The organism is Maribacter hydrothermalis (assembly GCF_001913155.1).
In the GTDB taxonomy this organism is placed as follows: domain Bacteria; phylum Bacteroidota; class Bacteroidia; order Flavobacteriales; family Flavobacteriaceae; genus Maribacter; species Maribacter hydrothermalis.
Window position 1 is genome coordinate 2,340,964 of record NZ_CP018760.1, and the last position, 22,751, is coordinate 2,363,714.

The 22,751-nt window shown below is 34.0% G+C and carries 24 protein-coding genes; 6 read left to right on the plus strand and 18 right to left on the minus strand.

What is annotated here, in order from left to right; all coding sequences use genetic code 11:
• Positions 1–101: 101 nt before the first annotated feature.
• Positions 102–1,805, minus strand: coding sequence for a DUF1501 domain-containing protein (locus BTR34_RS10035; RefSeq protein WP_068480974.1), 1,704 nt, complete (start codon positions 1,803–1,805; stop codon positions 102–104).
• A gap of 11 nt (positions 1,806–1,816) precedes the next feature.
• Complete coding sequence (locus BTR34_RS10040; protein WP_068480977.1) at positions 1,817–3,310, minus strand: DUF1800 domain-containing protein; 1,494 nt, start codon at positions 3,308–3,310, stop codon at positions 1,817–1,819.
• Positions 3,311–3,497: 187 nt separating this feature from the next.
• Here BTR34_RS10040 and BTR34_RS10045 point away from each other — a divergent pair, with 187 nt between their 5' ends.
• Positions 3,498–3,857 carry a YraN family protein gene (locus BTR34_RS10045; protein WP_068480981.1) on the plus strand — a complete coding sequence of 120 codons (360 nt, stop codon included), beginning with the start codon at positions 3,498–3,500 and terminating at the stop codon, positions 3,855–3,857.
• An 89-nt stretch (positions 3,858–3,946) separates the two neighbouring features.
• On the plus strand, positions 3,947–4,606 hold the full coding sequence (locus BTR34_RS10050) for an aspartate kinase (RefSeq protein ID WP_068480984.1): 660 nt from the start codon (positions 3,947–3,949) through the stop codon (positions 4,604–4,606).
• Here the strand turns inward: BTR34_RS10050 and BTR34_RS10055 are convergent.
• The 7 genes from BTR34_RS10055 to mfd all read right to left on the minus strand — a co-directional run bounded on the left by BTR34_RS10055 (position 4,603) and on the right by mfd (position 13,003).
• The gene (locus tag BTR34_RS10055; RefSeq protein WP_068480987.1) at positions 4,603–5,922 is read right to left on the minus strand and encodes a TlpA family protein disulfide reductase; all 1,320 of its coding nucleotides are present in this window, start codon (positions 5,920–5,922) and stop codon (positions 4,603–4,605) included. The genes BTR34_RS10050 and BTR34_RS10055 overlap by 4 nt on opposite strands.
• Before the next feature lie 183 nt (positions 5,923–6,105).
• Positions 6,106–6,435, minus strand: coding sequence for a tellurite resistance TerB family protein (locus tag BTR34_RS10060; protein ID WP_157483730.1), 330 nt, complete (start codon positions 6,433–6,435; stop codon positions 6,106–6,108).
• On the minus strand, positions 6,419–6,748 hold the full coding sequence (locus BTR34_RS10065) for a TerB family tellurite resistance protein (protein WP_068480992.1): 330 nt from the start codon (positions 6,746–6,748) through the stop codon (positions 6,419–6,421). The genes BTR34_RS10060 and BTR34_RS10065 overlap by 17 nt, the downstream gene beginning before the upstream one ends.
• A gap of 106 nt (positions 6,749–6,854) precedes the next feature.
• Positions 6,855–8,123, minus strand: a complete 1,269-nt coding sequence (locus BTR34_RS10070) for a serine hydrolase domain-containing protein (protein ID WP_068480995.1) — start codon at positions 8,121–8,123, stop codon at positions 6,855–6,857.
• Positions 8,124–8,186: 63 nt separating this feature from the next.
• Positions 8,187–9,200 (minus strand): 3-dehydro-L-gulonate 2-dehydrogenase, encoded by a 1,014-nt coding sequence (gene yiaK, locus BTR34_RS10075; RefSeq protein ID WP_197496117.1) that lies wholly within the window; start codon positions 9,198–9,200, stop codon positions 8,187–8,189.
• 112 nt (positions 9,201–9,312) lie between these two features.
• Entirely contained in the window at positions 9,313–9,633 is a 321-nt protein-coding gene (locus tag BTR34_RS10080) for a TerB family tellurite resistance protein (protein WP_068480998.1), read from the minus strand.
• A gap of 1 nt (position 9,634) precedes the next feature.
• Positions 9,635–13,003, minus strand: a complete 3,369-nt coding sequence (gene mfd, locus BTR34_RS10085) for a transcription-repair coupling factor (protein WP_068481001.1) — start codon at positions 13,001–13,003, stop codon at positions 9,635–9,637.
• A 277-nt stretch (positions 13,004–13,280) separates the two neighbouring features.
• Here mfd and BTR34_RS10090 point away from each other — a divergent pair, with 277 nt between their 5' ends.
• Positions 13,281–13,703, plus strand: coding sequence for a tellurite resistance TerB family protein (locus tag BTR34_RS10090; protein ID WP_068481004.1), 423 nt, complete (start codon positions 13,281–13,283; stop codon positions 13,701–13,703).
• 47 nt (positions 13,704–13,750) lie between these two features.
• On the opposite strand, the gene fbp is transcribed toward BTR34_RS10090, so the two are convergent.
• Complete coding sequence (fbp, locus tag BTR34_RS10095) at positions 13,751–14,761, minus strand: class 1 fructose-bisphosphatase (RefSeq protein ID WP_068481007.1); 1,011 nt, start codon at positions 14,759–14,761, stop codon at positions 13,751–13,753.
• A 108-nt stretch (positions 14,762–14,869) separates the two neighbouring features.
• Between fbp and BTR34_RS10100 the strand changes: the two genes are divergently transcribed.
• The 3 genes from BTR34_RS10100 to BTR34_RS10110 all read left to right on the plus strand — a co-directional run bounded on the left by BTR34_RS10100 (position 14,870) and on the right by BTR34_RS10110 (position 18,538).
• The gene (locus BTR34_RS10100) at positions 14,870–15,352 is read left to right on the plus strand and encodes a GNAT family N-acetyltransferase (RefSeq protein ID WP_068481009.1); all 483 of its coding nucleotides are present in this window, start codon (positions 14,870–14,872) and stop codon (positions 15,350–15,352) included.
• Positions 15,353–15,388: 36 nt separating this feature from the next.
• The gene (locus tag BTR34_RS10105; protein ID WP_068481013.1) at positions 15,389–16,636 is read left to right on the plus strand and encodes an aspartate kinase; all 1,248 of its coding nucleotides are present in this window, start codon (positions 15,389–15,391) and stop codon (positions 16,634–16,636) included.
• Between the two features lie 81 nt (positions 16,637–16,717).
• On the plus strand, positions 16,718–18,538 hold the full coding sequence (locus BTR34_RS10110; RefSeq protein ID WP_068481016.1) for a GNAT family N-acyltransferase: 1,821 nt from the start codon (positions 16,718–16,720) through the stop codon (positions 18,536–18,538).
• Position 18,539: 1 nt separating this feature from the next.
• Here the strand turns inward: BTR34_RS10110 and BTR34_RS10115 are convergent, their stop codons facing one another.
• The 8 genes from BTR34_RS10115 to BTR34_RS10150 form a co-directional block, all read right to left on the minus strand.
• Complete coding sequence (locus tag BTR34_RS10115) at positions 18,540–19,040, minus strand: GNAT family N-acetyltransferase (RefSeq protein WP_068481019.1); 501 nt, start codon at positions 19,038–19,040, stop codon at positions 18,540–18,542.
• A 10-nt stretch (positions 19,041–19,050) separates the two neighbouring features.
• Positions 19,051–19,539: a DUF6428 family protein gene (locus BTR34_RS10120; protein WP_068481022.1), complete on the minus strand. Its 489-nt coding sequence runs from the start codon at positions 19,537–19,539 to the stop codon at positions 19,051–19,053.
• A gap of 15 nt (positions 19,540–19,554) precedes the next feature.
• Positions 19,555–19,878: an ArsR/SmtB family transcription factor gene (locus tag BTR34_RS10125; RefSeq protein ID WP_068481025.1), complete on the minus strand. Its 324-nt coding sequence runs from the start codon at positions 19,876–19,878 to the stop codon at positions 19,555–19,557.
• A gap of 79 nt (positions 19,879–19,957) precedes the next feature.
• Positions 19,958–20,491: an NINE protein gene (locus tag BTR34_RS10130; protein WP_068481027.1), complete on the minus strand. Its 534-nt coding sequence runs from the start codon at positions 20,489–20,491 to the stop codon at positions 19,958–19,960.
• Positions 20,492–20,546: 55 nt separating this feature from the next.
• Positions 20,547–20,933 (minus strand): VOC family protein, encoded by a 387-nt coding sequence (locus tag BTR34_RS10135; RefSeq protein WP_068481030.1) that lies wholly within the window; start codon positions 20,931–20,933, stop codon positions 20,547–20,549.
• A 6-nt stretch (positions 20,934–20,939) separates the two neighbouring features.
• Positions 20,940–21,395 (minus strand): DUF1801 domain-containing protein, encoded by a 456-nt coding sequence (locus BTR34_RS10140; RefSeq protein ID WP_068481033.1) that lies wholly within the window; start codon positions 21,393–21,395, stop codon positions 20,940–20,942.
• Position 21,396: 1 nt separating this feature from the next.
• Positions 21,397–22,341 (minus strand): 2-hydroxyacid dehydrogenase, encoded by a 945-nt coding sequence (locus tag BTR34_RS10145; RefSeq protein ID WP_068481036.1) that lies wholly within the window; start codon positions 22,339–22,341, stop codon positions 21,397–21,399.
• A 12-nt stretch (positions 22,342–22,353) separates the two neighbouring features.
• Positions 22,354–22,719, minus strand: a complete 366-nt coding sequence (locus tag BTR34_RS10150; RefSeq protein WP_068481039.1) for a cupin domain-containing protein — start codon at positions 22,717–22,719, stop codon at positions 22,354–22,356.
• Positions 22,720–22,751: the final 32 nt, after the last annotated feature.

Consider the following 22,751-nt stretch of genomic DNA (forward strand, 5'->3'; position numbering starts at 1 on the left):
TAACTTTTGTATCTAAAATGAACAATTCAAAACTTACATAAATTTAAAAAGCCCTCTTCAAATATATTGAATTGGGCCTTTTAAAAATAGTGGGAAACTGTTTAAGCTACCATCACGGATTTACTCATTTTTTGATTTTGTACAGTAATACGATAAATGTACTTTCCGGTTGATAGTTGTTCGGGCATGCGCTCTCGTATATTTATTTCGGCAGAACCTTCGAACATCATTTCGTTAAAAACGGTGCCTACTCTCTGGCCTAGAATATTAAATAATTGAATATCTACGTGTGCTGAAAAAGGCATCTCTAAATAGATATGTGGTGTACTGTCTGTTGGGTAATAGGGTTTATGAACTACAGCGTTTAGTAAGTCTGGATTAAATGGAGTTTCCGCCTCTTCCCCTGGTGGAACAGGTGGCGTAACTTCACCATCGCTATAGGCAATATCTGGAAATGCTTCACCACTACAGCTAAATCCTAAATTTACAGGAACATAGGGTTTGTAATTTAATAGATGCGCTTCTACTAATGGGACATCTACACATAACCATTCCGCAAGAACGGTGGCGTAAAGGTCTCTAAAATCCATAGTGTACTCTAAATTACCCCTACCATCCGGATCATCTAATGTTGGGTGGTCGCCAACAAAGGCACTACCATTTAGTCCTGATCCAAAGAAAAGAGTTGGCGATGCTTTACCATGATCGGTTCCGTTAGAGCCATTTTCAAAAATTCGTCGTCCAAATTCAGAAAAAGTCATACTTAACACTTTATCATCTTGTTGTGTAAATGCTATATCTTCATAAAAATTGTTGATAGCCACAGATAAATTGGTCATTAAACGCGCATGTGCTTGTGGTTGATTTCCATGAGTATCAAAACCGCCCATTGATATCATATATACTTTGGTACCTAAATTTCCTTTAATCAATCTTGCTAAAAGAGCCAATTGGCGCGCAAAACCATTATCTTGATACTCTACTTGATTTTGCCCACGTGTGTAAGCATCGTGTATAATACCAGAATATTCGTAAGTTGTATTTGCTACTCCCCTTAAAAATTTGAGTTGATCTCCATACATACAATTATTGAAAAGAGAATTATCCAAGCCATATACTACGCCCGATTCTGCAATTTCCTCTAGTTGGTCAATATTAGATGTTACGAAAGCATAGTTGGTTTCATCACCTTGAAATACCAAATTGCCAAATTGACCAATTTGTATTGCCGCTGGTGCTGCTGGCGGATTAATTAAGTAATCTGGATAAATATTTTCAAAGTGCCTACCCATCCAACCGGTGTTTAATCCACTAAACCCTGTTGTTGTTATATCTGTATTTGCAAAAATATCCGACCCCGTAAAGTGCGATAAACTTTGACCCTCATATCCTACGCCATGTACGGCTTTAAATTGACCTTCTTGCCACATGGGTGCTAACGCATTCATATAGGATGGTACGCCAAATTCATCGGTAAGTTTTAATACTTTACTTTCAGGAATATAAATATTAGGTCGTGCATTTGCATAACTATCATATTGTTCTATTGGTATAACCGTACTTAAACCGTCGTTACCACCAGAAAGGCGAATTAATATTAGAATATTATCAGTTTCAGCTGCTGCAATCCCGGCCGACAAGGGTGATGGTGCAGAAGCGGTTAACATGTTAGCACCTAACATCATTGAGCCAGAACCTGCGATGCCCATAGCTTGTAAAAAGGAACGCCTGCTCCATGTTTTATGTTCTTCATCGTGACCTTCATGTTGAAGACCTTTAAATGGGGAATGGTGTGTATTGCACATAACTGTAGGTGTTATTTTAATTGATACTCAGGTTGTCTAGCTAAATACTGTAAAAGAAGATATACTTGAAATGGTGCTTGTTGCCAAGTAGCCAAAGTCCAAGATTCTTGGTTTCCACCTTCATAATAAACTTCTTCTATATCACTTCTGAATATGGCAAAAGCTTTTGAATATTCAGGTTCGTCTAACAGACCTTTGGGGAGTATAAAATCTATAATAAGTCTGGCGACTACGTCGGGGTTTGTGCTGGTTAAACCAGCATTTCCTGAAATATCTAAACCTAATGTTCTAAATTGTTCATTATTGGCCATGTAGAAATTTTCCAATATACTTTCTATGGTGAGCCATCGCCCAATCATAAAATTGGTATTTATCCATGATCGGTTTCGTTGCCAACCGGCAACATCAAAAGGGTCAAAAATTTCTTGACTTAATAGTGTGCTGTAATTAACCATTTCGGCAACATTCGTATCTGTATATGCGAAATCTGTTTCATTAAGCGTGTGAAAGTAAAAATCTATCGGACTTTTTATAATCACCCCAATGGCTTCATCATCAAAGAAATGTTGACTTTTAAACAGTTGCCTTAAAACAGGGGCAATTTCAAAATTATTAGAAACAAATGTAGCAGCTAAACCATTAATAATAGTCTGCGCATTATTTGCTTCATCTCTAGAATCTGGGTGTACAAAGAATTCATATAATTTACGACAAACAAATTCTGCAATTTCAGTGGGTCGTTGATCAAATAGTATGTCTATAACATCATCGTATCCCCAGTTGCCTGTTTGTCCAAGAATGGTTTTAGAACCTGCATCATGTTTCGTAGCATCGAATGTCACTGGAGAACAACCTATTTCACCACGCTCTACATATCCACTTAACGCCCTAGCTGTTTCTATAATATCTTCTTCGGTATAACCATTTCCCTCGCCAAGTGTAAAAAGCTCATAAAGCTCTCGTCCGTAATTTTCATTGGGATTGTTACCATTATTAAAAACACCATCTAAGTAATAAAGCATGGCATTGGTAAGGCCTATTTCACTGGTAAAAGTCTTAAAATTGCCTATGGAATTTCTTTGAAGACAATTTATGTATTCATATAAATATGGATTACAGTTGTATACGTCTAATTCAGTAACAAAATGATTACTCCAAAAAAAGCTTAGCCTGTCCCTTAGGTTATTATTTAGTAAACTATTGGCATACGCTAACTGAAATTCATTCTTCTGTTGATTCTTTATCTGGTTGCTGGCATCGTCGTCTTCGGGATAGTTGGCGTTGGTCCAATTTGCCCAAGTTGGGGCAGGTATAGGTGCCATATTTATGGCTTGATCTACCAAGTTATCCACTATAGCTCCTGCAGATTGGCCTGCTGCTTGATTTATTGTTGCAACCGAGGCACTGAATCCTAATCTTCTGTATAAATGTAGCGCTCTTTGTTGGTCTAAATTAGCAGTATACGGAGCAAGAGTAGAAGTATTACAATTAATGAAATATTCCATAATCTTATAATAGGCATTAATATTACGTTCGTAGAGTTGGGGCTTCTATGATTAACGTTTCGAAATTTGGTATAGTATTTTAAACTATCTATTTTCGATATTCAATTGTCAAATAACGATATTTATTAATAGAAACGCGTCGAAATGCCCTTATTTTCGATGAATTACACTATCTAGTACTATTATTATGGGAAAACATAATGAATTTGGCAAGGAAGGAGAGCAAATAGCCGTTGATTATCTTGTAAAAAATGGCTACACAATTAGTTATAAAAATTATAGATACCTGCAAGCTGAAATAGATATTATAGCCAAAAAGGGTGACATTTTAGCCATTGTGGAAGTACGGTCTAGAAGCTCAGATTTTATAGAAAATATTGCCGAAACGGTAACGCCAAAAAAAATTAAGTTACTTGTTATGGCTGCAAACCAGTATGTTACAGATAAAAATATAGATGTTGAAGTTCGTTTTGATATCATAACAATTCTTAAAAACAAGCATAAATTTGAACTAGAGCATTTAGAGTCTGCTTTCTTTCATTTTTAAGTAATCTAGTAGTTGAGTAGATTTTATTTAAAAACATTTTGTTTTATTTGTAACAAGTTGTTATATTTGCATTATAAGTATTGCATATAATGAAAACAATATCATCAGTCGTAGAAGAGTATATAAAGAAAAAACCTTTTTTACAAAGTGCTCTAGCGCAAGGAATTATAAATCTTACTTCCTTATCTAGAATAGTAAAACCGGAAATTGAGCATGAACTTGGAAAAGACATTCGTAATGGAGCAATTGTAATGGCCTTAAAACGACTTTCTGATGATCTCGAATTTAGGGCTACTCATAAAATCTTAAAAGTATTAAAGAATATTGGGGAAATTACTGTACGCTCTTCGTTAAGTGATTATACTTTTTTAGCTTCTGATAAAATATTGGTTCATCAAGCAAAATTATTAGAAGAAATTAATAACAATCAAGATGTTTTTTACACTTCTAGTCGTGGTGTAAACGAAATTAATATTGTTATTAGTAATATAATGGATAAAACGGTTGAACGCTTATTCAAAGATGAAAAATGCACACAAAAGGCAGAAGAACTTTCATCAATTACCGTTAAATTGCCAGCTGAAAATGTTTCTGTACCAGGTATTTATTACTTTATTTTTCAGCGTTTAGCGTGGGAAGGGATTGTTCTTTATGAAGTAATTTCAACCACAAATGAATTTACCATTCTTGTAAATGACGAACAGGTAGATATTGCTTTCAAAACTATTAAGGATCTAAAGTCGCTTTAGTTTTCAAGAAATTCTAAGACTTCTTTATCAGTTTCTGGTTTAGCAATAAAACGTTTTTCCGAATCTAAAATAAAATAGGTAGGAGTACTTTGAATATTAAAGGTTTTGGCATATTCGCTATCCCATCTACCTAAAGCTATTGCGTGATTAAAATCTGGAAGTGTTTCAGTTACTTTTTTCCAATTAATTTCATCATCTTCTAGTCCTACAGCTATTACTTTTAAAGTATTGAATTTCTTTAATTCTTTATGAAGCGCAGGAACTTCTTTTAGGCAGTGAGAGCATGTACTACTCCAGAAAATAAGTAAATAATTTTCTGCTTTTTCTATAGTAGAAAGCTCATGGATTTTTCCGTTACTTACCCAAGTAATTTCTGGGGATTTTGCACCTATTCTTAACCTTGAAGATGATTCAATATCGTCAACTATTTTTTGATTTCCATTCGCAATTGCCAACTTTTTTAAATGATTTGTAAAAGTATAATCTTGTACTAAACCCATTGTGTTAGCTTCTGCGATTTTCCAAATTTGATGAATTACTTTTGTCTGAAAACTAATTGGAGTGTCCTTAATTACCTCTGATACGGTTTTAATGTTTTTATTGACCTCTGTTTCTAAATCAACTTTATTTGTTATTGCCTCTGGTAATGCTGAGAAGGCATAGTTTACCATCTTATCGGTTAAAAAATTAGAGCCCTGTAAAATTAGATCGTTACAGTTTAAATTGTCAAAATAATGCTGTTTTCTATATTTTAGAAATGTTTCTAAATCTACATAAGCTTCTGGTAAGTATAATTTATTTGCTTTTATAAATCTATTGGCAATAGTGTTAGCGTAGTTTTCTTCGTAGGAGGTTTGTATGGATTTTAGCTCGTTTATTATATTTAGATATTCATTTTTAGAATTATTACCGTTCTCATAAAATTCCATTAATTTATTTTGAGCTATGGTAATTTTAGAAAAGTATTCGTTATACCATTTATTTTCTATAGAATTAGTGATATTTAATCCGTTTTCTAAACTAAAATTAAAGCTTACATTTTCCTTTTTATCAAAGATAATATCTATATAAAATTCATTTTGCGGCACGGCATATACTAATCTATACATACCTGCTTGAGCATTAACCGGCATTTGTAAAGAAAACGAACCTTCCTTTACAGCGGTATCTATAACATAATGTTCTCCACCGGGCGTTAATTCATATGCAATAAGCCATTTAAAATCTTTTGCAGGTGAGAAGTTGCCAGATATGGAACCTTGCGCTTGAATACCGAGAGATACTAAAAAGATGAGATAAATAAAAAATACTTTCATGAATATAATGCAACAACTATTGAACCAAAAAATATAGAAATAGTACTTTTCTAGTATTTTTTCATTTATAATTAATCTTATAAATTTTCTTTAAATTGAGTTTGGATTAAAAAATCAAATAATTTTTATGGATAGGGGCTCTATAATGATAAATTAATTAGTCTATAGCATTTCACTATCAATTTACATATGTCCTAAAGCTTCCATAATTGTAATAATTTCTTTCTCGTGAATAAAACCATCCGAAATTGCCACTTCATCTAAAAGCTGCGCTAATGTTTTCTTTTTTTGAATGGGCATTTGCCCTAGTATTTCATAAGCTTTGTTCTTGTTTAAATTTCTTGCTTGACCTATGAAAAAGCTATCGAAATTAAAGCGATCCATTAATTGAGTAAGCAAATTCATTTCAGCAGGGTCTACTTTACTATCGGCTAGTATTACATAATCTACCATTTTTACTACTGCTAATTTCTCATCTCTTGTAAAATCCATGCTATTATTCAGTTTCTTCACCTAAACCAATGTTAATAAATGTTTCTATTATTAAAGCCATCTCTTTTTTATGCACAGACCCATCGGATATGGCTACCTCATCTAAAATATCCACTAAAGCTTTCTTTTGTTCATGTGGTATATTGTAAAGCGTAATCAGGGCATTTTCATAATCTAACTTTTTAGTTCGTTCTAGAAATGCGTCATTAAACCCTAGACTTTTTTTAAGCTCATTTAATATTTCTAATTCTGCGGGGTGAACTTTACCGTCTGCCTGTATAACCTCGTAAATCATCTTTACGAAAGCTGCCTTTACAAACTCTTCAAACTTCATGTGTTTTTTTTATGGAGTCGAAAGATAAGGAAAACCTAAGAATTCTTAATGTACTTTGACAATGAGTTTTCCAAGGTTATTAAAATTTGTTTCGTCCGTTTTTTATTTAATCTAAAAAAGAATATGGTCCATATACGGCATCTCTAAATTGTTTGTGTAGGCCAATTTGATCATACGGGAAAAGTTGTACAAAAAGAACAGCTGTTAACTTGTTTACAGGGTCAATCCAAAAAAGTGTGGAAGCTGCCCCGTCCCAATAAAATTCACCAACTACACCATTGTTTTCTTCGGGTGTTTTTGGTGGCGCAACCCTAACTGCAAAATCAATTCCGAACCCTACTTGCCCTTTAGTAGGTAACCAAGAGCGTTCTGTAACACTATCCGCCAATTGATTTGTTGCCATAAGTTTTATAGTTTCGGGCTTTAAAATTTGTACAGAGTCTAGACTGCCTTCATGTACAAGCATTTGTGCAAAACGCATATAGTTATCTAAAGTAGAAGTTAAACCGGACCCACCACGTGTTAAGGGCCAATGTTCAGTATAATTACTATATGTTATGGTGTCTTGTACTAATTCACCTTCCCCTTTTCTTATGTATAGTTTAGCAAAACGGTCTCTATCTTCCTTTGGAAGATAATATCTAGTTTCAGACATTTTTAACGGATCTAAGATGTTTTTTCTAACATATTCACCATAAGGAACTCCTGAAATGCGCTCTACTAATAATGCCTGTACGTCTACACTTGGGCCATATTCCCATTGTGTGCCAGGTTGAAACCATAAGGGTACTTGACTCATTTTCTCAGCCATTTGGGTTAAGGTATTTTCCCTGTTCATTGCATCTGCTTCTTTTAAGAGTGCACTAAGACCTTCGATATCTGTTCTATTTGGGAAACCTGCGGTATGACGGGTTATGTCTCGTATGGTCACCTCTCTTTTTAAGGGTTCTGTAATTACTTTTCCTTTAGAATCTACACCAGCATAAACTGTCATATTTTTAAATTCTGGAAGGTACATTGAAATTGGGTCGTCTAATTTAAATTTACCTTTGTCAAAAAGGGTCATTAATGCCGTGCCTGTAATAGGTTTGGTCATGGAATATATTTGTACTATAGTATTCCTATCCATTGGTTTATTTGAGCTTAGATCAGCATGGCCAAATGCATTGTAGTACACTTCATGGCCTTCTTCAAATACAAGTGCGGATACTCCCGCAATATTCCCAGAGGTTACAAAACTGTTTAATACCGAATCTATACGTGCTTTGGCAATAGAGGTTACAATTTTTGGAGTTTCAACTGACGCAGGTTTTGGGACGTCTTTACATGAGGTTGCAAATAATAGATATGCAAAAAAATAGTGTAGTTTTTTCATGGTTTACTAGTTGATATGGAGTAGGTTAAAAATACGAATTAAAATATTCTGGGATTTATTATTTTATACTATCAGCTGAAGGATTTCTTGCCAAATTTTGGTGTTTACCTGCATGCCTTCTTTTTGAGATCTTGCTCTCGTAACTAGTGTTCGCTCTCCAGGATAGTATGTTTTGGTGCCTGCTTTTATGGGAGAGCAATCATGGGTGAATTGAATAATTTCGTTTAATAAATTTTCTTGGAAATCAGTATCGGAATAGGTACTTGGATCTATACACATAAAAACTTGCGATAGTGCCGTTTCTGTTTTCTTAAGTCCTATTTTGTAGGTTGAATTTCCAGCAGATAATAAGGTTGCTAGCATGTCTAATACCATTGAAAGCGCTGAACCTTTCCAATAGCCCACTGGGAGTGCTCTACCGGAGTCCAATATAGCTTTTGGATTTTTACTCAAATTATTATTCCTATCCCATCCGCCATTAAAAGGTAGTTCTTCATTCTTTAAATCTAAACTTTGCATTTTTCCAAAAGAAAATTGTGAAAGTGCCATATCTAAAACTACATGCCCTTCTTTTCTAGGAATCGAGATGACCAACGGATTGTTTCCTATTCTATTTTCTTTTCCTCCCCAAGCGGGCATATTAGGTATTGTATTAGTAAATAATATAGAAATACAGCCTTTTTCTGCTGCACGCCAGCCATAAGTGCCACCACGCATCCAATGATTCGTGTTTCTGAGAGCGACTAATCCCATGCCATTAGTTTTGGCTAAGTTTATTGCACGATCGGTGCATTTTAGTGCATTAAGGACTCCTGAGGCTAAATTGCCGTCCCATCTTTCCATGCAGCCCATAGATGCTATTGGTGTCGCTGTCTCATCTATTTTAATTAATCCTCTTTTGACGTAATCTATAAAGACGGGAACCCGGTTGATACCATGTGAAAAAATACCATCAATTGTACTTTCCGTATGTATTCTGGCTAGTATTTCTGCCTGTTCTTTTGTAAAGGAATATTTTATAAATAAAGACTCCAATACGGTTTTCATTTCTTCTGATGAAATACTGATTTCGCTCAAAATGGACTATTTTAATTTGATTTCTTGCGTTAATATACGTAAGATACTCACTTAGGTATAAGAAATCAAACTTGAAAATTGTTAAGGAAAGGTATGCTAAAGTGTATTGTCGTTAATGTACAAATCCAATAGCAGAAAAAACATGCTTCATAATGTCATTTTCTTTTTCATGAATATAACCATCTGAAATTGCTACCTCTTCTAGGATAATTGCAAGTTCAGACTTTTTTATTGGGGTCATATCACTTAAAATTCTAATACTTTGCTCAATATCAATAGTACGCGCTTGTACGATGAAGTTACTATCAAAATCAATGATATTCATTAATTTACTGAGGGTATTTATTTCTCCTTTATGTACTTCGCCATCGGCTATAATTACAGAATCGATTATATGAACCATTGCCAATTTTTCTGATAGCGTAAATTCCATTTTATACAATTGTTTTTTCTTTTATTTCAAATGGCTTTAAAGCCAAATATGCTCTATCTACTGATCTAATATTATCAAACACCAACAATAATCGTAAGCCGTTACGAGTTTGCTTTTCTTTTATTTTACACTGTTGTGCATGTGACTGCACATATTGTAATACTCTTGTAAATGTAGAAGTTTGATAAAATGCCGATTGTTGGTCGCTTATAAAATACCCAATCATTTTACCTTGCTTCATAACAATCTTCTCTAGCCCAATGCTATTTGCTATCCATTTGATACGAACTGAATTCAATAGATCTTCAGCTTCATCTGGTAACTCACCAAAACGATCAACCAATTGCGACTCAAATTTTTGAAGCGCTTCTTCATTCTTTACTTGATTTAGATCTGTATATAAGGTTAGCCTTTCTGTTATATTATTTATGTAATCATCTGGAAACAGCAGTTCAAAGTCAGCATCTATCTGTGTTTCCTTAACAAAAATCTTTTCATGTTTGCCCTCAACTTCTTCATATAAATCTTTAAACTCATTTTCTTTAAGTTCGTCTATGGCTTCGGCCAAAATCTTTTGGTAGGTTTCAAATCCTATTTCATTTATAAATCCGCTTTGTTCACCACCCAATAAATCTCCGGCTCCACGAATCTCCAAATCTTTCATAGCAATATTAAACCCGCTACCAAGTTCAGTAAATTGCTCTAGTGCTTCAATTCGTTTACGGGCATCGTTAGTCATTACTTCGTAAGGAGGAGTAATAAAATAACAAAACGCTTTTTTATTTCCACGACCAACACGTCCTCGCATTTGGTGCAAATCACTCAAACCAAAATTATTAGCGTTATTTATGAAAATGGTATTGGCATTGGTTACATCTAAGCCGCTTTCAACAATAGTTGTAGAGACTAAAACATCAAATTCGCTATTCATAAAACCTAGCATTAGCGATTCTAACTTTTTACCTTCCATTTGGCCATGACCTACCGCTACTTTTGCGTCTGGAACAAGGCGCTGAATCATACCAGCTACCTCTTTTATATTTTCAATTCGGTTGTGAATAAAGAAAATTTGCCCGCCACGTTCTATTTCATAACTAATGGCATCTCTTATAATTTCCTCATTAAAGCGTACAACCTGACTTTCTATTGGATACCTATTTGGCGGTGCGGTGGTAATGGTAGAAAGGTCTCGTGCAGCCATAAGGCTAAATTGTAAAGTTCGTGGAATTGGTGTTGCAGTTAGCGTAAGCACATCTACGTTTTCTTTGATAGATTTTAATTTATCCTTAACTGCAACTCCAAATTTTTGTTCTTCATCCACAATTAAGAGACCTAAGTCTTTAAATTGTACTTTTTTATTTACCAGTTGATGCGTTCCAATAATTATATCAACTTTCCCAGCAGCTAACCGTTCAATAGTATCTTTTTTCTCCTTCGCGGTTCTAAACCTATTAAGGTAGTCTACGGTAACGGGCATATCTTTTAGTCGCTCTGTAAAAGTGCGATGATGTTGAAAAGCTAAGATAGTTGTTGGCACCAATACGGCAACCTGTTTGCCATTGTCCACAGCTTTAAAGGCAGCACGTATGGCCACTTCTGTTTTACCAAAGCCTACATCACCACAAATTAAACGGTCCATAGGCCGTTCACTTTCCATATCTCTTTTTACATCCTCTGTAGCAGTACTTTGATCTGGAGTATCTTCATAAATGAAAGATGCTTCCAACTCGTTCTGTAAATAACTATCAGGATTGTACTGATACCCTTTTTCTAGTCTTCGTTTAGCGTAGACTTTAATTAAGTTAAAGGCGATTTTCTTGACACGAGATTTGGTCTTGTCCTTAATTTTTTTCCAGGCTCCGGAGCCTAATTTGTAAATTTTCGGCGGGGCACCATCTTTGCCATTAAATTTGGAAATTTTGTGGAGTGAATGTATGCTGACATAAAGAATATCTCTTTCGCCATACATTAGTTTAATGGCTTCCTGTTTTTTGCCTTCTACGTCTATCTTTTGAAGTCCGCCAAATTTTCCAATGCCATGATCTATATGGGTAACGTAATCTCCAATTTCTAGTTTATTTAATTCTTTTAATGTAATGGCCTGCTTTTTGGCATAACCATTCTTTAAATGGAATTTATGGTATCGTTCAAAAATTTGATGGTCCGTATAGCAAACTAATTTTTGATCATCATCTATAAAACCTTGAAACAGCGGAGACACTATAATTTGGTAGTGGACCTGTTGGTTTATCTCTTCAAAAATGTCATGAAAACGTTTGGCTTGTTGCTCACTGGCACAAAATATATAATTGGTATACCCTTGGTCTTTATAAGTGTTTAAATTCTCAATTAATAGATCAAACTTCTTATTAAAAGAGGGTTGAGGTTTAGTGTGGAACTCAACTAGGCTAGGAGCATTACGCTGAGCATCTTGACTTAATACGGTAAAACCAGATAGTTGCTGACAAAATTCTATGCCGCCCATAAATAGTTCTTCTGGCTCGGCATGTTTTATATCTTTAGATAATTTGGTAAATGCTTCTTTCGCCTTTTCAAAGAAATCGTCTAAACGGTCATACAATAAATCTGTATTTTTGGCGAAAACCAATGTGTTAGATGCTATATAAGACAAAAAACTCTGTCTTTTTTCATTTAAAAACTTGTCGGCCATATTAGGCACTATAGTAATTGATTTCACCTTTTCCTTAGAAAGTTGTGTTTCCACATCAAAAGTTCTAATGCTTTCTATTTCATCTCCAAAAAACTCAACTCTATAAGGTTCGTCATGTGAAAACGAAAATACATCAACAATACCTCCACGAACAGAAAATTCACCAGGTTCGGTTACAAAATCTACTCTTTTAAATTTATATTCAAATAAAATTTCATTTAAAAAATCTAACGAAAGTGTATCCCCTAATTTCATTTTTAGGGTATTCTTATCTAACTCTTTTCGGGTGACAACTTTTTCAAAAAGCGCATCTGGGTAGGTGACAATTACCACAGGTTTTTTTCTGGAATTTATTCTGTTCAATACTTCGGCACGTAAAAGAACATTAGCATTGTCAGTTTCTTCTATTTGGTAAGGTCTTCTATAACTACCAGGGTAAAAGAGTACATGGTCTTCCCCGATAAGGCGCTCCAAGTCATTTAAATAATAGGCAGCTTCTTCTTTGTCATTGAAAATTGCCACGAAAGGTCGTTCTTCAGTTTTAAAAATGCTAGAAATTAAAAAGGATAACGATGATCCTACAAGCCCTTTTAATTGAATGTTTTTAGATTCTGTTTTTTCAGAATTAGCAATAGTATTTTGCAGTTTCCCTATTTGAGGAGACTGATTGTACCGTTGTTGGATAGAAGAATGACTCAACAGTTAAAAATTTGTGCAAATATAAGAATCAATTAGAAATGAAAAACCTCATTTTAAGGCTATTAAATCTTATACTTCGGAAATAAGATTAAAAGTGGAGCCAAATATAAAAATTATAGCATGCATTGTACCAAGTAACGAATTTAATACCTCGTAAATAAAGCGGTTATCTTTCTTTAATTTGTGGTTGAATAAGATGTTCATAAACAAAGTTTTTGCTAAAGAAAACTATTGTCTTTAAAAAAATTATATTTGTCTTATAATTAAAAAATAAGATATGTCTTTTGCAGATTTATATAGCAGTGCTGAGCACAGAAGAAATTTGGCTCATTTCGCCGCATTAGCAACGTTGGCTTCTATTGACGGGGAATTAAGTTCTGAAGAAAAAATATTATTAGACCGATTTGCCAGTAAGTTAGATATTACTAAGAGTGAATACGAAGAGGTTTTAAAAAAGGAAAATAAATATCCAATTGACTCAACACCAGACTCCGAAAAAAGATTAGAGCGCTTATATGATCTTTTTAGAATCATATATTCTGATCATGAAATTGATGATGAGGAGCGACTATTAATTAAGAAGTATGCAATAGGCTTAGGGTTTACAGGTGAACAAGCTGATAAAGTAATACAGCGTTCAATAGCTATTTTCGGAGGTAAAATAGACTTCGATGATTATCTATACTTAGTTAAACGCTAAGTAATTATTGAAATAGAATGGAAAAAGGGAGCAAATTGCTCCCTTTTTTAATGATACTTTTTTAAGAATTCTTGTAGTTTTTCAACCATGTTTCGGCTTCCACAGAAGAATGGAACACGTTGATGGAGCTCGGTAGGCTGTATATCCATAATTCTATTTTTACCGCCAATTGCTAGTCCGTTTGCTTGCTCTGCTAAAAAAGCCATTGGATTACACTCGTAAAGTAATCTTAACTTACCGTTCATTGTTACACTGCTTTTTGGGTACATGTAAATACCACCTTTGATCATGTTTCTATGAAAATCGGAGACCAATGAACCAATGTATCTAGAGGTATAAGGTCTATCGCCTTCTTCCATTTGGCAATATTTAATGTAATCTTTTACACCTTGATTAAAGTGAACGTAATTACCTTCATTTACAGAATAAATATGTCCGTTTACAGGGAACTGCATGTTAGGGTGCGAAAGATAAAATGTGCCTAACGCAGGATTTAAGGTAAAACCATTTACACCATCGCCGGTTGTATAAACTAACATAGTAGAAGTGCCATACACAACATAGCCAGCAGCTACTTGTTTATTTCCTGGTTGCAAAAAATCTTCAATAGTTACTGGGGTGCCTACTGGTGTTACACGACGGTAAATTGAGAAAATAGTTCCTACGGAAACGTTTACGTCGATGTTAGATGACCCATCTAAAGGGTCAATTAATACAACATATTTGTTTTGATGGTTATCATCATTACTATTTATACTAATAAAACTATCCTCTTCTTCAGAGGCAATACCACAAACAATTTCTCTGTTTTTTAAGGTTTGAATAAATTTCTCATTCGCAAATAAATCTAATTTTTGTTGGTCTTCACCTTGTACATTGGTTTCGCCAACTCCTCCCAAAATATCTATTAACCCGGCTTTACTTACCTCGTGATTAACAACTTTAGCAGCCAAACGAATAGCATTAATGAGTTTCGACAACTCTCCAGAAGAGTATTGAAAAGAATCTTGATTTTCAATAATAAACTCTCCAAGAGTTTGGTTTTTTTTAGATAACATGTTTTAGTTTATAGTTATATACAAATATCGGGTATTTTGTTAAACGTTCAATTTTGGTTTTAATTACATTTTGAAAATTTATAACTTTGTGTTTTATTTGTAACAATTATGGACTATATAATTAGAACAGCCAAAAGAGAAGATATGAGGCAAGTGCTTCAGTTAATTCAGGAATTGGCCACTTTTGAAAAAGAAGAAAATGCGGTAGAAGTAAGTGTTGAGAACTTGCAAGAAGATGGGTTCGGTACACACAAATTATTTCATTGCTTCGTTGCAGAAAAGGAGACTAAAATTGTTGGGATGGCACTTGTTTATCCACGTTATTCTACTTGGAAAGGACCAGTTATTCATTTAGAAGATTTAATAGTTACTAAAGAAATGCGCGGTACAGGTTTAGGTACGGCATTATTAAATGAAGTAGTTAAATATGGTAATCATTTAAAAGTAAAAAGAATTAGTTGGGAAGTAATTGACTGGAACGAACCTGCAATTGGCTTTTATAAAAGTAAAGGTGCCCATGTAATGCGGGATTGGGACGTAGTGCAATTAGATGAACAGGGAATAAAAGATTATTTAAGTGCCATTGAATAATTAAAAGAAGAACATTAAAATATATATAATTAGAGTATGAGGGTTTTTAAATTTGGGGGAGCATCGGTTAAGGATGCAGATGCAGTTAAGAATGTTGTAAAAGTTTTAAAAGAGGTAGGGTATGAAAATACCTTATTGGTTGTTTCGGCCATGGGTAAGACAACCAATGCAATGGAAGATATTATAAATGCATATTTTAATAATAAGAAAGAAATACCAGCGAAGGTAAATGATATGGTAGATTATCATTTGAAAATAGTGTCTGAGCTATTTCCAAATGCGCAACATGCTATTTATAAAGAAATTAAAGTTCTTGTTGATGAAATAAATGGATTTTTGGTTTGGAATAAATCGCCTAATTATAACTTTGTTTATGATCAAGTGGTTGGTTATGGAGAGTTAATTTCTACAACCATTATAAGTGCGTATTTTAAAGAAATAGGGATTAAAAACAATTGGTTAGATGTTCGTAACTATATTAAAACCGATAGTAGTTATAGGGATACCACAGTAAACTGGGAACGTACTCAAGAGAATGTGACAAAAATCGATAAAAAGGTATTAAACATTACACAAGGGTTTTTAGGCAGTGATGATAATAACTTTACGACTACTTTAGGTAGAGAGGGTTCAGATTATACTGCGGCAATACTAGCCTATTGTTTAAATGCAGATTCTGTAACTATCTGGAAAGATGTTCCCGGAGTTTTAAATGCCGATCCAAGATATTTTAACGAAACCCAATTGCTAAATAACATATCTTACAGGGAGGCAATTGAGTTAGCATTTTACGGAGCTTCAGTAATTCACCCGAAAACTTTACAACCCTTACAACGTAAAGAAATTCCGTTACATGTAAAATCGTTTGTAAACCCTTCTAATAATGGAACTACCGTTGGTAAGGGTATTGGCATAGAACCAAAAGTACCTTGTTTTATAGTTAAGAAAAATCAGGTTTTGATAAAATTGTCTACTCTTGATTTTTCATTTATAGTTGAAGATAGTATAAGCGAGCTTTTTAAGTTGTTTCATCAACACAAAATAAAGGTTGATCTAATACAGAATTCTGCCATTAGTTTTTCGGTTTGTATAGACAATAAATTTGGAGGATTAGAGGCTATGCTTCAACAATTAAAAAGTAAGTTTAAAGTCGCTTATCATGAAAATGTATCTCTTTATACAATTCGGCATTTTGATACTAAATCTTTAGAAAGCTTGCAGAATGGTAAAGAGTTGCTTTTGGAACAGCGAGGAACGGAAACAGTACAGCTTGTCGTAAAATAAATTCCTTTTGTTTCACTTTGTACAAATAGGAAGTGACGATTCCCTTTTTCCTATATTTACAGTCTAATAAGAGGATGTTATATGGGTTTAGTTACCGCCAAAGAAGTTGCCAAGGCCATTAATCTTGCCAAATATGGAGTATTAGGGACTTTTGTGGGATGGGTGTTATTGAAGATTACCCGATTATCTACCATCAATAGATTTTATGATTCTATTGCCCATTTAGAAGGGGAGGACTACGCTAATGCTATTTTAGCGCATTTTGAAATTGACTACGAAATACCCGAAGACGATTTTAGAAGATTACCCAAAGAAGGTGGGTACGTAACTATTAGTAATCATCCTTTAGGCGCAATTGATGGTATTTTGTTGTTTAAATTGATGATTAAGCAACGACCAGATTATAAGATTATGGCTAACTTTCTTCTGCAACGGATGGTACCGTTAGAGCCGTTTATTTTACCAGTAAATCCATTTTCGGAACATAAGGATGCAAGAAGCAATATCGCAGGATTTAAAAATGCTTTACAACACTTGCAATTGGGGCATGTACTAGGGGTTTTTCCTGCAGGCGAGGTGTCTACAGTTAAAGAAGGTAAACTTATTGTCGATAAACCTTGGGAAGAGGCTGCTTTAAAATTAATAAGAAAGGCTAATGTACCTGTTGTTCCCATATATTTCCACGCAAAGAATAGTTCATTTTTTTATAGAATAGCCAAATTGGCCGATCCTTTACGAACGGCTATGATTCCTTCGCAAGTATTTAGTCAACGAAATAGACCTATTAAAGTGCGAATAGGACAGCCAATTTCAGTTGCAACTCAAAATGAACAGGAGAGTTTAGAAGAATACACCGATTTATTGCGCCGTAAAACGTATATATTGTCTAATGCATATGAGAAAGAACGTTTAATAGATCAATTGCCAACTTCTTTAAAATTACCTAAGCAGCCTAAGAAAATTGCTTCGGCTGTGCGCAAAGAAGTAATGCAAGGCGAAATTGAAAAGCTTAGAGAAAAAGATTGTCGCTTGCTTCAAAGTAAAAATTACGAGGTGTTTTTGGCTAAGGAAAAAGATATGCCATTTATTTTAAAGGAAATTGGCCGTCAACGAGAAGTAACCTTTAGAGCAATTGGTGAGGGTACAAATAAGGCTATTGACTTAGATGAATTTGATACCTACTATCACCATCTTTTTCTTTGGGACGATGAGGTTAAATGTATAGTTGGTGCTTATAGAATGGGAATGGGCTCCGAGATTTTTCCGAAGTATGGAATTAATGGTTTTTACGTTCAAGATTTATTCAGAGTTGAACCAGAACTATACGATATGATGGAACACTCTATAGAAATGGGACGTGCCTATATCACAAAAGAATATCAGCAGAAACCAATGCCTTTATTTTTACTTTGGAAAGGTATTGTACATACAACACTTAGGTTTCCTCAGCATAAGTACCTAATTGGTGGTGTAAGTATAAGTAACCAATTTTCTAATTTCTCTAAATCGTTAATGATCGAGTTCATGAAATCTAATTACTGGGATCCATATGTGGCGCAATATATTAGACCTAAAAAGGAGTTTAAAGTTAAACTTAATGATGCTGATAAAGAGTTTGTTTTTGATGAAACACAGGCCGATTTAAATAAGTTCGACCGTTTAATAGATGAGGTGGAGCCAGGCAATTTACGTTTGCCAGTGTTGATAAAAAAGTATATAAAACAAAATGCTAGAGTAGTCGCCTTTAATGTAGATCCATTATTTAATAACTCTGTTGATGGATTAATGTATATTAAAATTGCCGATTTACCAGAAAGTACGGTAAAACCAGTTATGGAAGAATTTCAAGCAGAACTTGAACGCAGGCTTCAAGAATCACAAAATATCGATAAAGAAGAATAGTTTAATCTATACCAATTACCGAACTTCTTCTTTCAAAAAGAATATTGTCGATCCATTGGCCATTTAATCTTCCAATACGTTCTCGTTTGCCAATTAATCTGAAGCCAACTGCTTCATGAACTTTAATACTACTAAAATTAGTTGGAAAAACACCAGATTGAAGTGTCCATATACCTTCTTGTTCACTGGCAGCAATTAAATGCAGTAATAAAATTTTACCAAGGCCTTTTCCTCTACTTTTTTTTGAAACATACACACTTACTTCGGCAACACCACCATATACACATCTGTTAGAAACAGGAGAGAGGGCAACCCACCCTAAAATAGTATTATTTTCTTCTGCAACGAATCTACACGTTTGCATATGGGCATTATCCCAAGAATTAAAGGAGGGAACAATGGTTTCAAATGTTGCAACTCCTGTTTCAATACCTTCTTTATAAATGTTGGCAACAAACTCCCAGTCTGTAGCCAACATTGTTCTTATTGTTATGTTGCTCATATTAAATTATTTAGCAGCAACCTCCACCTGGAGTACAAGCGGCTTCTATAACAGTTTCGGCCTTTTCTGGAACCCCACAAGTTTCTTTGGCTTTACAGTCTGTTTTTTCAACACCTAGGTACAATATAAGTTGATGTTCTTTAATTTGATGAGACAACACATATAGTTGAGCGGTATGAAATACTGAATTGCTGTATTCAAATTTTACTTCAACACCTTTTTCCATTGGTTTTATTTTATCCACTTTATTTAAGATATCCAATGCTTTTTGCGAAGTCATATAATCCCTTTCACCTATTTCTTTTGGACTTTCCCATAATTGAATTATTGTTTCTTTCCAGAAATCAGTGCTAGCACCGCAATCTACAGAGTCTATAGTTATATTTTTTACTTCCGTAATATGGTAATTAGCACCTACCGATTGCCCTGGGGCATATTCAAATACTAAGCTTTTATCTGTGTTTTCCTTTAATAAAGATAGAAATTCTTTTGTTTTCATGTTTTACGGTTTAGATTAACAGCAATTGCTTTTTGTGGTATTAAAGAACGAATTAAGTAATGCTTGTATCTTGTTCCATTTTGGAAGATTAATACAGTAGCAAACCTTTTTTCCTTCTATTTCACCTTTTATTAAATCGATACTTTTTAGTTCTTTTAAATGTTGTGAAATTGTAGGTTGTGCCAAACCAATTTCATCTACTATATCATTACATATACAAGAGTTCTGCAGACTTATGTATTGTAATATGGCTATCCGTGCTGGGTTGGACAATACTTTAAATATAATTGCCAACTCATTTTGTTCACTATTAAATATTTGTGTTTTCGATATGCCCATTTCATATTTATATATTGCAATATTACGATAATAAATAAAATAAAAAAAAGCCAGATGACATTTATCTGGCTTAAACTTTTTAGAACCAAGGTTTTTTACCTACTTGGTATGTGTTATAAAACTCTTCATCTGATTTTGTTAAATAGATGATTCCTTCAATTAATCCAATAACTCCTGGAATCCAGAAAAAGAAAGCACCGATTACCAAACAAGTAGTAGCGTAACCAGCAATAGTTACACCAAGTAGTATAAAGCCTTCTTTTTGGTAGCCTAATAGAAATTTATGAACTCCTAAAGAACCTAAGATTATAGCCAAAATACCAACTAATACCTTTTTGTTTTCTCCTCCTGCACCACTAAATGCTTCTTTTGCCCCAGCTGTAAATTCATTAGCTGTTTTTTTAGCGCCATCACTAAATTCTTTTGCAGATTCTTTTGCATCCTCTGAAAATTCTCTTGTAGATTCTTTTGAGTTATCGTAAGTTTTTTCAGTTTTTTCTTTGGCATTGTCAAAGGCATCTTCTGCCTTGTCGCCAAAATCTTTTGCAGATTCTTTTGCTTTATCAAAAGCATCTTCTGCTTTATCTCCTAAATCTTTTTTTTCGTCCGACATTTTAGTTATTATTTGGTGATTATTTATACTGTTAAATGTAACAAATATTTAGACATCACAAAAATGCTTTATCAATAGGTTCCCAAAGTTCTACTTTGTTGCCATCTGGGTCTAATATCCAACCAAATTTACCATATTCAAATTCTTGGATATCACCAACAACTGTAACGCCTTCTTCTTTTAGAACCTGCAGTAATTCAACAAGGTTTTCTACCCTAAAATTCATCATAAAACTAGATTTGCTAGGTTCGTAATACCTAGTGTCTTCGCTCATAGGGCTCCATTGGGTTGAACAATCATTACCTTCTTTGTCCTTCCACCAAAAAGTACAACCATATTGGTCGGTATTTAAACCTAAATGCTTGTTGTACCAATCTTTTACCTTGTTGGGGTCTTTTGTTTTAAAAAAGAAACCGCCTAGCCCTGTCACTCGTTTTTTCATTTCTACCTATTTTTTGATATTGTTCTCATATAAACTTATCCATTCTTGAATTGAAATTTTGGTACAAAGTTTAGCAATAAGTTCATAAGGGATTTCGTCCATACTTTTAAACCGAATACAGCTTTTGCCCATATCTAATTTTCGTTTACAATGATTGGGATATTCCGATACAAACCAATCTAATAATTCCGTATTGGCGTAGATACCTGAATGATATAGTGCTATAAAATTTTTTTGAGAAGCTAAATTTATAAATGGCAAAGGTAATTCTGGTTTTACATGATAACCAGCTGGGTACATTGAATGTGGTACAACATAACCCAACATGCCATAGCTAATTTGTTCTTCAAAACCCTTAGGTAGATTCTGCAAAATAGTTTGACGTAATTTTTCTATTACTACGCGCCGTTCTTGAGGTAGCAGATTTATATACTCTTCAATTGAATTGGCGTTATAGTTCATATTATCCTACAAATTTTGCCTTTACTTTATTTACCACGGTCTGTGCTAATTTAATTTTGCTTTCAACCGTCCAGCCTGCTACGTGTGGTGATAGTAGTACTTTATTAGACTCAATAAGGTATTGAAAAGCATCAGGAAGTGTATCGTCAGAAAACATGTTTTCAAAAGAAGCTTTTTCATATTCCAACACGTCTAAACCTGCTCCTAATACTTTGCCAGATTTTATTGCTTCGACCAAATCCGTTGTTTTTATACATTTACCTCTTGCAGTATTTATAATCCAAATAGGATTTTCAAACTTATTTAGAAAATCGGTGTTTATCATCCCCTTGGTTAATTCGGTTTGTGGTACATGTAAACTTACAACATCAACACGTTTTTGGAATTCCATAATACCTACCTGCCGTGCATTATCATCTTCAACACCGCCTTTTATATCATAACAGATTACCTCTTCGACATCAAAGCCTTTAAGTTTTTTTGCGAAGGCCTTACCCATGTTTCCATAGCCGATAACCCCTACGACCTTACCTTCTAATTCTATACCTCTGTTGCCTTCACGGTCCCATTTTCCATGTCTTACCTGTTGATCTGCAGAATTTAATTTATTAAATAAAGATAATAACATACCAAGTGCATGCTCGCCAACAGCATTACGGTTGCCTTCTGGTGCGGCCGCTAAAAAAATGTCTAACGATTTGGCATATTTGGTGTCTATGTTTTCTAGACCGGCACCTAACCTACCTATGAATTTTAGTTTTTTTGCTTTATCTAAAAAATCGTCATCAATTGTAAATCGGCTTCTAATAATTAAGCCATCATATTGGTCAATTTTATTTTCAATTTCTTGCTTAGTTGAAGTATAATCTTCGTCATTTTGAAAACCTAATTCAGAAAACTGCTCTATGATAAGCGGGTGATTAATATCTACGTGTAATACTTTCATTTAACAAGGGAATTATATTTTTGGATACACCGTTTGAGTTAATTTATCTTTAACCTTACCGGTATGGTTTGTGGTTAGTTTTTCAAATAATAAAATATGAACTTCTTCATTGTTTGTTGTCATTGGGCAATGCTCAACACCTTTTGGGATAATAATTATTTCTCCTTCATTTACTATTTCAGTTCGGTCTCTAAATTGCATGTGTAATATACCTTTAATAACATGAAATAACTCATCTTCGTTTTCATGGGAATGCCATACAAATTCACCTTTTAATTTAGCCAACAACACTTGCATATCATCAACAATTCCAATTTGGTGTGGATGCCAATAGCCTTGAACTAAATCAAACTTTTCTTTAAGATTAATACTTTTCATTTGTGCCGTAAAATTTCTGCATTTAGCGCATT